We start from the raw sequence: 12,553 nt of genomic DNA, 5'->3' as shown, positions 1-12,553 counted from the left end.
TTGTAGGTATAATTTTCTAAGATGGCGCTTTTGCAATTGACGCCTGCAAGGGTGCCTCATGCTTGCGCCGTAAAACGCAACACGAGCGCAGACGGTTCAGTCTGTCGTTTGAACCTGGAATCTGGTGAAGGCAACCGAACCAATGGACAAGATCACAATCGACTTCTGGGGCTTTGCAATAACGGCCGAAGGGTTTTACGGCGTCTTGGCCGCGTCGGGGCTGGTGATGGCCATTGTCATTGTGTTGAAGGTCGGGAGGCGTCGGGGTACCTAAGGCTGCTTCTCGGCAAGACGGAGGGCATCGATGTGCGAAGCCAGTATGACATTGTTAAAGATTGGGCACTCCTATCCGACGACGAGGCGATGGAAGCCGAGATCGAAGGCACGGCAAGGACGCTACCACGTCGGTCGCCTAGTGTCCCTTGGAAGTGTCTGGCAATCGTGAAGATGCCGAATATCGATTCTGGTTCGATCTGTTTTTGAGACTTTCCAGAAAGGACGACGTCGGGTGGGCTTAGCCCGTAGGAGACTAACCTAACCAATCTGTCCCAGTTCGCATGGGACGCCACTCCCGCAAACGATAGCGGCTGCTCTTCGTGCTTCACACGCTAAGCTGTAAAGTCAAAGCCGACGCCGTACCTCCGTTCTATGACCCACTCGGGGACCAGCATCCCGCCATCGGCCAACGCGTTGCCTTTGCGATTGGCAAAAGGATTGGCGGAAAGGGCCATGAACGAGGATGACGACACCCTCTTCTTGGTCTTCGATGAAACCGAACAACCCGAAAACGCCGCCAGGTGAGAATGATGGCGAAGCGCCAGAATAGCATTGGTCTCCTTAGCCTCGAACCTTCCGCCAAGGCGGACTACCCCAAAGACTTGACGTCGCAGTCCTCCGACGGCGGAAGCCTGCGCCCGTATCGTTGGTGAAGACGAAACGATTGTTTCGAAACTTCAGGAACGAGGGCCACGTTGGCGGAACCGGCCTGACAGTTCTCACGTGGATAAGCACGTCGTCATGCTCCCGAGCGTCGGGGGCATCTACGACTGCGTAGTGAGTATGAGTTTCGGTTCTGCCGTCGGCTACCGCCATAACCACGTCAAACCGACTCGGGGGTCGCAGATGCGCAACTGAGATCGCTATAGCTTGCACATCATCCCCAGAGCTACGCTCGCCAAAGTACAGATTTGCCGCGCAGTTCAGTACCTGCTGGTGGTTGCACGCAAGAATGTCCGCCGTATTTGACACATCGATCCAGCCACCGACGTGCTCGGCTTGATAGACGTCGCCATCCAGGAGAACAGCCAACAGCGTTGGCGAAAGCGGCAGGAAGAGAAGCGCACCTGCGCTGGAGATTCCAAAAGATCTGTGCTGCGCATGCCTGTGCTGTTGATGCCAGCGGTTGGCGAGAGCAGCAGGGTCATCTGATGTGAGAAACGGCACCGAGGTAAGGTTGCGAACAACCCGCACCTTTAGATCGTCTACGACGCTCATCGTTTTGGCGTAGTGATGCATCGCCGAGATCACCGCACTTTTGACGGCCTCCTTGAAAGACGGTTGTTCGAAGTCCGCACCTTTGACTGACGTGGCAGCGAAAGCAAACTCCGCGGATCGACGCGCGGCGGCTTCTGTGCGGACATGCTGCAGGTAGGCGAAACGCCTGAGGATTGTGGCATGAAGATCCTTGATGACCGCACGTGGCTTGAGCAACGACGAAACGCAGTCGCCATAGTGTCCCTCGACGGTCTGGATTGCGGTTTCGAGCCTTGGGTCCTGCCCGTAGAAGTAATCCCTGGAACACTGATTCTTCACCGGGGCATCGAAGAATGATTGGTTGCGATCAAGGTTAAACAGGTGAATGGCTTTGCCTTCGGCACACACGCTGAAGGGCGATAGATGTACCCGGGGAACAAAGTGCTGGTTCTTGTTCTCCGCCATGCAATTGAGCGATCCGCCATTCCGGCACTGCCGTGGGGGCGCTCAAACACCCGCGCCAAGCCGTTGCTATCACACAGAGCTTCCAGCGGGAATGTACGTCTCAGGCCCGCCCTTCCTGGCACTCAATCGAAGAGACGTGACGAACGCCGTCGCAGGGTGGCGTTCGTTTCACGAAGCGTCAGACTTGGATGCGGCCGACGCGCTGTCCCGGGAGGACGGCTCCAAAGGAGACGGCGTGCAGGGCTGGCTTGTCCCCAACACGGGAGCGGAGCGAAGGAGCGGGCAGGAACGGGACAAGACGGCCGCGCCGGCTAGACCCGAGTAACCTTCCGATACCATGCCAAGGCGTCCGAAGGCCGGCGAAAAAGAATAGCGGTCGATCCTCGCTCAGGGCGAACCAGTAGTTCCGCTGAACATGAAGTCGGCGCGCGAGAAAGTGCCATCCGTGCGGTTTTATCGAACACGGGGATATGCTGCGCGATCTCCCGTTCCTTGACCAACCAGGCGAGGTTCGCTGCCGATCCGTAGGCGCTGTCGGCGGCCAGATGCGTCGGCTTCTGGGCCGCAAGCGGACTATTTGTTTTCGGGTTGGCCGGTCTAGAAACGGACTAACACGTCCAGCATAGCGCGGACCGCTTGGCGCCAACAGCCGTCCTGAGAACTGTCCGGTTGACTCCCCGCGGTTCGCAAGCGAATTTTCATCCAGGAGGTCGACAGATCTAACGGCGCGGGTCAACGGCGAAGGCGACCTGAATAAGAGCGTGCCTGCCAACACGATCCCCACGGAGCAATCACCGATCCCTAACTAGGGACGTCGCAAACCCTCCAGCCCTCTGGCTACCCAATTCGCGCTCTGTGTATGCGGTGAACTGTAGCAATCTCTGCCAAAAGAGTTCTTCAACCCGAGTCGAGGCAAATTCTTTGGACAGTTCTCCGATGCGTCTTGCAGTGTAGCGGATGTGGCTACACTCGTCGCCACTTAACTTGCATAGCGTTCGACCCAGCATGTCTAGGTTACGGTGCGGGCAATATGCCTCGAGCACGGGCTCCAACAACTTCTGGTGAATGCGGGTCCTCACCTCACCGAGGTTCACCTGAATCAAATAGTCGAGCACCCTCCAGGTTTCGAGGCTAGCGGCCTCGACCTGGCTGTGCTGCATGGGGGGAAACTGGGTCTCAACGGCCCCGCGCACATTATCTGGCAATGCGTCTGGAAATACCAGATCGGCGAGACGAAGGTACATTCGGCAATGACCTGCCTCATCCTCGACATGCTGGCTCAGATCGTCAACAAGCCCGGCACTTGTGCAAGCGTTGGCAATCTTCGCTAAGTCGCGGGAACCCTCGCCCTCTTTGATCGCATTCGAGACAAGCGACTGCAGCACCCATACCGGGTTCTCAATATGCGACCTAAAACTGTTGCCGTAGTCGGCGAGGAAGTATGGCGGCACGTGACGTGCAACAGCGTCGCCAAACAGCCGAAGGTAGTCGCGCGTTGCTATGTCGCCTTGTTCGTCAAGGGCAGTTTCAACAAAACGCGCGACGTAGTCCATTGTCATTTTTCAACTTCGAGCGGGCCATTGCAAGCGATAAAAGGGGCCATGCCGTCCTTGAAGGGTGAACTGCTGATACCGATTATCCCTGCGTTGATGGCAATGTTGTCGACCTTCAGGGTTGTCCCATCGACATAACCGGAAATGCGTATGCCTTTACCTCCAGCGAGGGACCTGAGGGCCTTAGCTTGATCTTCACTCAGTTCGAAGGAAAGCGGTGCTTCAGACATAGTCGAAAACTCCTTTGCCATAGAATTCACTGAACGCCGTTATAATTGCAAATCTTGCGATGGGAGCCAATTGCAAAAGGACACGCTTCAAAGCAGAAGCGCCGCCAAACTCTTCAAGGTCAGCCAAGAATGTCCTAGTATCCGCCACAACGATTGCAGGACGCTCCCAACGCTCTTGCCCAACGCTGTAAATGATCTCTGCCAAGTGGTTATCGAACCACCAACGCGACACCGAAATGCTAACTGAGAGGGATTGGACGTAATGCCAGTAACTGGGAGGGATATGCAGGAGGTCGCATGGACCGACGATTGCATGACGTAACGACGGCACGCGTTGCCAGACATTGGGGTCCGTCGGCGAGGCATCGCAATGGTGCCCTCGCACTGTGGCGCCGTCCGTGAGCGCGAAGGTATCCCGTGGGTGGCAGACTGCAACATATTTCCACCCAAACAACTGAATGAAGTAATTATGGTTCGTGACGTAGTCGTTGTGGTTATCTTGATGAAAGGTTTGCACCGTTCCTGGCGGACCGATCCATATGTTGTCGAAGTATGCCGGCTCGCGTGATCGAGGTGAAACAGGCAATCGATGCGCGATGTCGACGAAGGACGCGTCACTCTGCCTGAGATAAAATTCAGTTGTGTCGAGACCAGCGAGATAATCGCCCAATCTCTGTTGCGCCCGGAGGTTCCGCCATCGTTCCTTATGCTCGAGCGTGACCAAGCGCGTCCCATGCCGTGCCGCGATACGCTGGGGTGTGAGGAGGGCAGCAAGTTCATCCAGAGCGGAAACGTCTCGCGACACCCAGGGAGTTTCCATCAGCTCTGCTGCGCACTTCATTCCGATGATGGGGATGCAACCTATTTCCCGAAATCTCACATCGGGACAAACGTATGACAAGTCTGGAGGAGCCGTCTGCAACATCCTCAGCCTCCAAGGGCAGCAACATATCCGCTTGGCAACTGGTCAGCATCGAACGCGGTCCAAGGGATATGATAGTGCACTCGGCTAAGATCCGACTGCCCATTTGCTTGCCATCGTTCCCGATGGGCTGCCAAGGTGCCGGCAAATTCGAGGCCCAGATCACCGAACACGACTATGTCGCGGCCGTGATAAAGCGCGCCCGAGCGGCGCTCGCTATCGATGAGACCGAAAGAGTAGTGTGTGAGGTCGAATGTACGCTCGACGCCTAGGTTCACAGCGCGGAAATTCGGTTCAGCGCCAAAAAGGTAGCTCCGGAATGCCAAAGAATCCAAAACAGGGTGACCAAAGCCTCGGCCCTTTTCAATATGCAAGAAGGACTTCGGTCGCGGATCAATAAGCTTTTCAAGCGGGATGTACCATGTGTCCTCATCTGCAATGGAACCGGTTGTAGGGACGGACACGGACATCCTAGCGCCGACCGTGAGTAGTCCTTTCTCGGTTGCTAGGAAGATCGTAAAGCAGTCCCCGCCACCCGGAATCGCTACAGGCATAGCGAGCATGCCTCCCGGCACCCGCAACGCCTCGCGAAGCAGTCGCGGGATGCCACGAAACGCAGAAGTGGCTATTATGACGTCGAAGAGACCCAGCTCGGGTAGTCGATCGACCCAATCACCTAATTGCACGCGCACACCAGAAGTGCCGATGAGGGCGCGCTGTGATTGATCGAAGAGGTCGGGAATAATCTCGCAACCAAATATCAGTGGGACGTCTCCTTCCCTGCCGGCTAGCAAGGAGAGTACTGACACCAGATAACCAGTTCCTGTTCCAATTTCGTATATGCGCTTCCCCCTCAGATCGCCGAGTTCTCTGATTATCCACCTAAGAAACGTTCGATCCGATATTGCTGAGAGAGTTGTCCCATCTGCGTCTGAGAACGTTCGAATAGGACCATCAAAACGCTCATGCCCCCTCGGGGCAAATCGCGCTATGTCCACCCCCGCGAAAGCGGCGTTGATGTCAGTATCGCCCATGGCACTAGGTTTAGCTAATTGATCTTACCTTAAGCTAATAGAGAGCGTCAGTTCGCACCGCGATGCAAGCACTTTTGCCAATACTAGTCTCCAGCTATCCATTTCAGTTGAACCCACATTCCATGCCTGTTCATGGCGCGACCGCGACGGCGCGCGTTGTCAACCGAAATGTCTGCTTCCGGGCAGAGGTAAAGTTCGCCTCTATGGCCGACACGAGGCGCAAAAGCTGCCAGGCGGCGTTGGGCCGTTGCAGGTTGGCAGTTTTAAGGCACAAATAGTCGGAAACGAACGTTGAGGCACCCCGCTAGGCATAGTCGTGACCTGACCCAAAGCTACCGTTTCGGCCAACACGGAAAAGCCCTCCAAAAGGGCCTCGCACTCAGTTCGCCATAGGCCGATTGCAGTGCGACGAATAGATCGCTTGCTGCGCTCAAACCCGGCTACAGCGAGAAATTCGCTACTGGTGCGGCATCGTGATGCCGGCCGCGGTCGGCGGCAGCGTGGTCGGTGCCTGCCAATTAACGTCGACTTTGCCCGACGCGGTCAGCCCTTGCGGGAGAAAGGCGGCCTGATCGAGCCTAACGACAAGGACGTAGTCACGGCGCTGTCCTGTCGGTGTGATCTGGATCGACCCCTTCTGTCCCAGCGTTGTAGGGATCTTGCCCTTGGTCAGTTCCAACTTGAACCACAGGGGGACCGTACCTGAAAACACCGGCGTGACGACATGGGCGAGCATGTAGATCGGCTGCGTGAGCCGCACATGGTAGGTTGTGCTGTCGCCATTGGGCGTATCAAGCGATGTCGACCCCGTCGCCGACTTCGCGCCCAAGGTAACCAGCGCGCCGCCGATTGGAATGGTGCCGCTTATCTTGCAGAACTCTACTTTGCCGCCGACCACTAAGCCGGCAAGGCCAAGTGTATTTTGAATGCGAAAAGCGAGGCCGTCATTCTCATTCCAGCTGTGATCGATATGATCGACGTGGAGCGCGCCGTAGAAAGCTTCGTTGAATGCCGGCACAACCTCGAAACCAATGCGACCTGGAAGCGGCCAAGGGCAATCGGTCCAAGTTCGAGCGATATAGCCCGAGTAGCCGTACGATTGATCGTCATCGTGCGATCGTTAAATCCAAGATTGTTGAATGCCTCGATCGTGTCTTCGATTGGCCTTCCGTGACGTCGAACTGGACATCCTGGCCTGCGCGCCCGCGGTACGGTGCCGCCATTCTTGAAGTGACCAGTGTAGCGCTCGCGGGGAAATAGGAAGCCATCGCTGCCGATTTAGTATTTCTGAAGGTCGGATTATAGTCTTTGCAGGCCATCTCGCTCAGAATAATTCGCGGCGGAGGGCACGTAGCAAAGATGGGTTCGCAAGCTCGATCAACGGCATCTTCTCTGTCGAAACGCCAACAGTGACGCGCAGTAGAACCGCGAAGGCGTGACGAACGAGATCGAGAGAGTGATCGTCGGCCCAATAGTCGCTGGACGGTCTCTTGCGCGTTCTCGCCCAAGTTGGTGGCACGCCATGAGCGATGTCATTCCTGATCGCAAATGCAAGACTGGCCGCATTGGACCATGTCTGAAGAAGGGTGCGCTCGTCTCCCGCTGGCAGCGGTTGACGCGAATGTTTCAAGCATCCCGATCAAATCAGAGATCATCTTCGCGTCGGTCTCGGGTCGAATGCCCTTTGGATTGACGCCCTTGAGCTTCCACAACGCCGCTCCAGGTGATGTTCGATGCTGGCGGCGAAGATGATGATCGGCGCAATGCGCTGGCCAACCAGCGGCTTCAACCCAAGCCGCTCTTCGAGGGTATCGGCCCTTCCATAGGTCATTCGCGATCTCGCGACACCTTGCCCGGGGCGGACCATACATTTTTGCGGCAGCATCCTTCAAGATCCATTGTCGAGCATCCGCTCCGCCGGCAGCTTCTTGAGCCGCGCGTTCTCGTCCTCCAGCGCCGTCAGGGGACGGGCGTCGGACAATTCCATCCCGCCAAACTTCGCCTTGAACTTATAGAAGGTCGCTGCCGAAATGCCGTGCTTGCGGCAAAAGTCCGCCGTATTCGCACCGAGAATGTCTCGGGGCTTGAAGATCGATCAATCGAACCAACGTTGTGGATAGGTGGCAGAGCGGTCGATTGCGCATCCCTGATAAGGAGGTGGACCTTCATCGGTCTCGTGGGTTCGAACCCCGCCCTGAATTAGAAAAGCCCGCTCCTGGATTCAGTCGAGCGGGCCCTTAAAGGCTATTTTGTTTTCGGCTATGGTCCGCGGGTCACTTCGATGTCGACCGTCCGGATGGGCCCATTTCCCTTGCGTTTTGGCCCTTCGACATTCTGCTGTTTGAAGACATTGGAAACATCATTTCCGTTTGACCCTCAACCCGCTTGCGGCCAAGCTTTTGTGGCGAAACAGCCGGCTGTCTTCCTACTTCCGGAAGATCTATCATCCCCCAGGCGTTCGACGGGCGTCTTCTAAATCTGGACTTTAGGAACTTGCTTTGAGCGCGGGCCGACCTCACCCTCGGATGCAGCCTCTCTCAGCATCGGTGCCGTTGGTGGATCAAGGCAAACCAAAACGCCAATCTCTGCGCTCTCCAGTTTGTGGATGGCGTCGACGCCAACGTGCAGTCCACCTTTTCGGACACAACCAGTTCGCCGGAAACCAAACTCCTTGGCGCTCTTCTGAATGAGGCCAAAACTGCTTCATGTCTGTCAAACCGGCGCTATTTCTTTTTTTTCACCCTTTGCGTAAGAGCGGATCCCGCGACCGATTTGACTGCCTTTGAGGAGCTGTTAGAACGAAGCAACTTGGATGCCGTCGAAGCAACTTTCTTGCTCGTAGTCTCATTGGGTTTCTTCGCCATTGGTTTTCCCCGCGCGGTTGAGTCGGAGTAATACGCATTGTGATGCGTCTGCAATCAACTGCCGGAGAGCACTGTCCCCAACTTTCATTTTCCAACACTCGGTCCGGTTCCGCAAACAACCAAGCGGAGCAGGAACTATGCTCGCCTTCATTGCCTTTCACCTTTTGTCGGTCGGCATCGGCTGTTCTGCCGTCCTCCGTGATCAGCCACGCTAAGGCACGCAGGAATTCGAAATATGCGAGCACATCTTCGATGAAGATGTTGGCGATGCAACGTTTCTCATCACAGTATTTGACAAGGTAGCCGTTGCGACCGCCGAGCCTGCTGCCGTTTAACCAAAGACCAAGTCTCGCTGTCCATGTCGGCAATCTCTCATGATTGGTGAGATCGGCGACGGCGTAACTGCGAAGCCGGCGGCGCTTCGCGTCCTCGGCTGTGAGCGTGATCTCGCGGCGCTTCGCCTCCGCCGCGATCTAGCCGCGCCGGCCGATTAACGCGTCAATTGGCGCAAGGTCATTGTCAGCGCGCAGCTTGAGATATTCGAGCATCGAGAAGCCTGCAGCAAGGATCGCCTGTCGGACCTTATGCAGCGCCTGCTCGATGGATCCCATTGGTGGTGCGGTCCTGACATAATCCGCAGTGAAATGCCCTTGAGTCTTCACGTCAGTAGGCGAGGATACGTGGTCGCAATTGAGGGCTGTACGAAACCTCGAAAAGTTGCGCGATTGTTGGCCAGTAAGGCAATCCATCCCGGTCACGCAAATGGTCAAACGGCAGCAGTCTTCCGAGGTCGATAAATTCAAGGGCATCGAAATTGGGCAGCCGGATCCACTTCTGGTTCTACCACACATCGCGTCGCGTCGAGTAGTGCGAACTGTTCGCCGGTCGCAGCTGCGAGAAATCGTTCCCCTGTCTGATACGACCGTCTATGAGATGGAACAGCGTGGCGAGTTCCCACGACGCTTCAATCTCACCGCCCGCTGTGTTGTTTGGGACTTGGCAGAAGTCGAAGCGTGGATCGAGGAGCGGCGGAATGCGTCATCTGTCGGAAAAATCAAGACCAAGCCTGCGCCTGACGTAAGACTACGAAAGGCAAGACCCGTCAAATCGGATCAAGGATAACCGCTGCCTCTGCAGGCGGCTGGAGTCTGGGCGTGTGCTTTTTGCCTGCCGCCCACGCATCGACCATGTCCGCCCATTCCTGCAGCATATGACGACGCTGCGGCTCATATTCAGCTCTGTTGTAGACACCTCGAGAGGACCGCCTGTCGTCGTGGGCAAGGCATTTCTCAATCCAGTCGCGATTAAATCCGATCTCGTTCAGGAGTGTTGAGCCGGTGCGCCGAAGGTCGTGCACTGTGAAAGGCGCGAGCGGAAAGTCTTGCTGCTTTGCCCGCTCGACAATCGCCGCGGTTACCCGATTGAACGTCGCGCGCGACATGGGCTCATCGGCATCGTAGCGGGACGGCAGCACATATCGGGAGTTCGCCGCACAAGTCTTGAGCGCGATCATGATATCGAGGGATTGCTGTGACAGGTAGACGTTATGCGGCTTCTTCCGCTTCATTCGCTCTTTTGGGATGCTCCAGACGGCGTTCTCGAAATCGACCTCGTCCCAAGTCGCCTCGAGTAGTTCACTCTTTCGGACCATCGTGAGCAGGATGAACTTTAGGCCGACCCGAATCGTCGGCAGCGTCGGCACGTTTTCCAACTCTTTCAGCATTATCCGGATTTCTGCAGGCGACAGAGCGCGGTCTTTCGCCTCGAACGTGGCAATTGAGGCTGGTCCCACCTCGTCCGCAGGGTTGGCGATCTTCTCGCCGTGCAGAATGGCGTAGCTATAGATCTGCTTCACGACATCGCGGATATGGACGGCGGTTGCCGGCGCACCACGATCCCTCACCTTTGCGCAGAGCGCCCGCAAGTCGTCAGGTGTTATTTCGGTTAGGAGTCTTTTTTCCCAAATCGGCAAAATGTCGCGATCGAAAATAGCCTTGCGCATCGAGCGGGTGCTATCCGCCATCTTCGCTTCCTTTAACCAGCGCTTGCCTTGATCCCCGAAGCTCGCCGTGCCTGACAGGCGACGCTTCTCGCGCTGCTTTTCTTGCGCCGGCGACTTTCCGGCTGCCACCATTTTTCGCGCGGCAAGGCAGCGGTCGCGTGCCTCTGCCAGCGTGAGACCTCCGTTCCCATATCGGCCCAGCGTCACAGTCTCTCTCCGACCATTGGTCCGGTAGTCGTACCGAAACGCAATCTGCCCAGTCGGAGACACCGCAGCGTACATACCGTCACGGTCGGCAACTTTGTACATTTTGTCTTTCGGTTTCAGCCGCTTAAGGGCAATATCTGTTAACATAATGACAGAGGATCGGATCACAACTTGGGTTTCTCGGCCGCCAATTTTACCGTCATCAATTTTACCGTCAACTGTTAGGAACGATCATTGTATTTCAATGCTTTGATGGGCAAGAAGTGAGTGCGCTTGCAATCGGCGGGACGACGGTATTGCATGGCAGGAAAGAGAACGCTGAAACGCATGCCGTCAAATTTACCGCCAAATGATTCCGCTTCCAGGCGATAGATGGCGATAGATGCAGTAAGGAAAACACACTTATTTCAGAGGCTTATACAACTCTGATCGATACTTACCGAAAGCTAGCTAATGATGCACCTTTATTCCCACTCGATCGTCCCGGGCGGCTTCGACGTCACGTCGTAGACGACGCGGTTGATGCCTCGTACCTCGTTGATGATGCGGGTGGCGGCGGCGGCGAGGAAGTTCATGTCGTAGTGGTAGAAGTCGGCCGTCATGCCGTCGACCGAGGTGACGGCGCGCAGCGCGCAGACGAACTCGTAGGTGCGGCCGTCGCCCATCACGCCGACGGTCTGCACCGGCAAGAGCACGGCGAAGGCCTGCCAGATGGCGTCGTAGAGACCGGCCTTGCGGATCTCGTCGAGATAGATGGCGTCGGCCTCGCGCAGGATCTCCAGCTTGTCGCGGGAAATGCCGCCCGGACAGCGTATGGCAAGGCCGGGGCCCGGGAACGGATGGCGGCCGATGAAGCTTTCGGGCAGGCCAAGCTCCTTGCCCAGTGCCCTCACCTCGTCCTTGAACAGCTCGCGCAGCGGCTCGACCAGCTTCATGTTCATGCGCTCGGGCAGGCCGCCGACATTGTGGTGCGACTTGATCGTCACCGACGGGCCGCCGGAGAAGGAGACGCTTTCGATGACGTCGGGATAGAGCGTACCCTGGGCCAGGAAGTCGGCGCCGCCGAGCTTCTTTGCCTCTTCCTCGAACACTTCGATGAACAGCCGGCCGATGGTCTTGCGCTTCTTCTCCGGGTCGCTCTCGCCTTCCAGCGCCGAGATGAAACGGTCGGAGGCATCGACCAGGATCAGCGGCAAATTGTAGTGCTGGCGGAACATCTCCACCACGCTCGCCGCCTCGTTCTTGCGCATCAGCCCGTGGTCGACGAGGATGCAGGTCAGCTGGTCGCCGACCGCCTCGTGGATGAGGAGCGCTGCAACCGAGGAATCGACGCCGCCCGACAGCGCGCAGATCACCTTGCCCTTGCCGACCTGGTTGCGGATCGCCTCGACGGCATGCTCGCGATAGGCGCGCATCGTCCAGTCGCCCTCGATGCCGGCGATGTTGTGGACGAAATTGCGGAGCAGCCTGGCGCCATCCGGCGTGTGCACCACTTCGGGGTGGAACATGATGCCGTACATCTTGCGCTCGACATCGCCGAAGATGGCGAAGGGCGAGCCTTCCGACCTGCCGAACACCTCGAAGCCCTCCGGCAAGGAGATGACGCGGTCGCCATGGCTCATCCACACCTGGTGGCGCTGGCCGGGCGCCCACAGCCCCTCGAACAGCGGGCTTTCCTTCTCGATCTCGACGAAGGCGCGGCCGAATTCGCGATGGTTGGAGCTTTCGGCGACGCCGCCCATCTGCACGCAGAGCGCCATCTGGCCGTAGCAGATGCCGAGCACCGGCACGCCGGCCTCGAAG

General features: G+C 57.1%; 11 protein-coding genes and 2 pseudogenes. 2 read left to right on the top strand and 11 right to left on the bottom strand.

Annotated features, from left to right (window positions below; genetic code table 11):
* Positions 1-142: 142 nt before the first annotated feature.
* Complete coding sequence (locus tag EN738_RS36745; RefSeq protein WP_268929511.1) at positions 143-274, top strand: hypothetical protein; 132 nt, start codon at positions 143-145, stop codon at positions 272-274.
* Between the two features lie 563 nt (positions 275-837).
* Here EN738_RS36745 and EN738_RS07825 read toward each other — a convergent pair.
* The 9 genes and pseudogenes from EN738_RS07825 to EN738_RS35375 all read right to left on the bottom strand — a co-directional run bounded on the left by EN738_RS07825 (position 838) and on the right by EN738_RS35375 (position 9,152).
* Positions 838-1,938, bottom strand: coding sequence for a DUF4238 domain-containing protein (locus tag EN738_RS07825; RefSeq protein ID WP_091595756.1), 1,101 nt, complete (start codon positions 1,936-1,938; stop codon positions 838-840).
* 411 nt (positions 1,939-2,349) lie between these two features.
* Positions 2,350-2,483, bottom strand: a pseudogene (locus EN738_RS07815) (IS5/IS1182 family transposase); the annotation flags it as partial.
* 246 nt (positions 2,484-2,729) lie between these two features.
* Positions 2,730-3,491, bottom strand: coding sequence for a hypothetical protein (locus tag EN738_RS07810; protein ID WP_091595760.1), 762 nt, complete (start codon positions 3,489-3,491; stop codon positions 2,730-2,732).
* 2 nt (positions 3,492-3,493) lie between these two features.
* Complete coding sequence (locus tag EN738_RS07805; protein WP_091595762.1) at positions 3,494-3,721, bottom strand: hypothetical protein; 228 nt, start codon at positions 3,719-3,721, stop codon at positions 3,494-3,496.
* Positions 3,714-4,646, bottom strand: a complete 933-nt coding sequence (locus EN738_RS07800; protein WP_126043594.1) for a cupin-like domain-containing protein — start codon at positions 4,644-4,646, stop codon at positions 3,714-3,716. Before EN738_RS07800 ends, EN738_RS07805 begins: the two co-directional genes overlap by 8 nt.
* Positions 4,647-4,648: 2 nt before the next feature.
* Entirely contained in the window at positions 4,649-5,677 is a 1,029-nt protein-coding gene (locus EN738_RS07795; protein WP_091595766.1) for a hypothetical protein, read from the bottom strand.
* A 457-nt stretch (positions 5,678-6,134) separates the two neighbouring features.
* On the bottom strand, positions 6,135-6,695 hold the full coding sequence (locus EN738_RS07790) for a hypothetical protein (protein ID WP_091595768.1): 561 nt from the start codon (positions 6,693-6,695) through the stop codon (positions 6,135-6,137).
* 879 nt (positions 6,696-7,574) lie between these two features.
* Positions 7,575-7,769: pseudogene (locus EN738_RS07785) on the bottom strand (transposase); the annotation flags it as partial.
* Between the two features lie 1,245 nt (positions 7,770-9,014).
* Positions 9,015-9,152: a hypothetical protein gene (locus EN738_RS35375; protein WP_164746654.1), complete on the bottom strand. Its 138-nt coding sequence runs from the start codon at positions 9,150-9,152 to the stop codon at positions 9,015-9,017.
* Positions 9,153-9,408: 256 nt separating this feature from the next.
* On the opposite strand from EN738_RS35375, the gene EN738_RS07775 reads away from it, so the two are divergent.
* The gene (locus EN738_RS07775; protein ID WP_091595894.1) at positions 9,409-9,663 is read left to right on the top strand and encodes an AlpA family phage regulatory protein; all 255 of its coding nucleotides are present in this window, start codon (positions 9,409-9,411) and stop codon (positions 9,661-9,663) included.
* Here EN738_RS07775 and EN738_RS07770 read toward each other — a convergent pair.
* Positions 9,644-10,897, bottom strand: a complete 1,254-nt coding sequence (locus tag EN738_RS07770) for a site-specific integrase (protein ID WP_091595769.1) — start codon at positions 10,895-10,897, stop codon at positions 9,644-9,646. The genes EN738_RS07775 and EN738_RS07770 overlap by 20 nt on opposite strands.
* A 317-nt stretch (positions 10,898-11,214) precedes the next feature.
* Positions 11,215-12,553 (bottom strand): glutamine-hydrolyzing GMP synthase (gene guaA / locus EN738_RS07765; protein ID WP_127283194.1); only part of this gene is annotated, 1,339 nt, incomplete at its 5' end.

The organism is Mesorhizobium sp. M4B.F.Ca.ET.017.02.2.1, from assembly GCF_003998955.1.
Taxonomy (GTDB): domain Bacteria; phylum Pseudomonadota; class Alphaproteobacteria; order Rhizobiales; family Rhizobiaceae; genus Mesorhizobium; species Mesorhizobium abyssinicae.
This window is presented reverse-complemented; position numbering and strand designations above follow the sequence as displayed.

Excerpts from the sequence above, each read along its gene's own strand:
- EN738_RS36745 (WP_268929511.1), top strand. The coding sequence starts at position 143 with ATGGACAAGATCACAATCGACTTCTGGGGCTTTGCAATAACGGCCGAA.
- EN738_RS07825 (WP_091595756.1), bottom strand. The coding sequence starts at position 1,938 with ATGGCGGAGAACAAGAACCAGCACTTTGTTCCCCGGGTACATCTATCG.
- EN738_RS07810 (WP_091595760.1), bottom strand. The coding sequence starts at position 3,491 with ATGGACTACGTCGCGCGTTTTGTTGAAACTGCCCTTGACGAACAAGGC.
- EN738_RS07805 (WP_091595762.1), bottom strand. The coding sequence starts at position 3,721 with ATGTCTGAAGCACCGCTTTCCTTCGAACTGAGTGAAGATCAAGCTAAG.
- EN738_RS07800 (WP_126043594.1), bottom strand. The coding sequence starts at position 4,646 with ATGTTGCAGACGGCTCCTCCAGACTTGTCATACGTTTGTCCCGATGTG.
- EN738_RS07795 (WP_091595766.1), bottom strand. The coding sequence starts at position 5,677 with ATGGGCGATACTGACATCAACGCCGCTTTCGCGGGGGTGGACATAGCG.
- EN738_RS35375 (WP_164746654.1), bottom strand. The coding sequence starts at position 9,152 with ATGGGATCCATCGAGCAGGCGCTGCATAAGGTCCGACAGGCGATCCTT.
- EN738_RS07770 (WP_091595769.1), bottom strand. The coding sequence starts at position 10,897 with ATGTTAACAGATATTGCCCTTAAGCGGCTGAAACCGAAAGACAAAATG.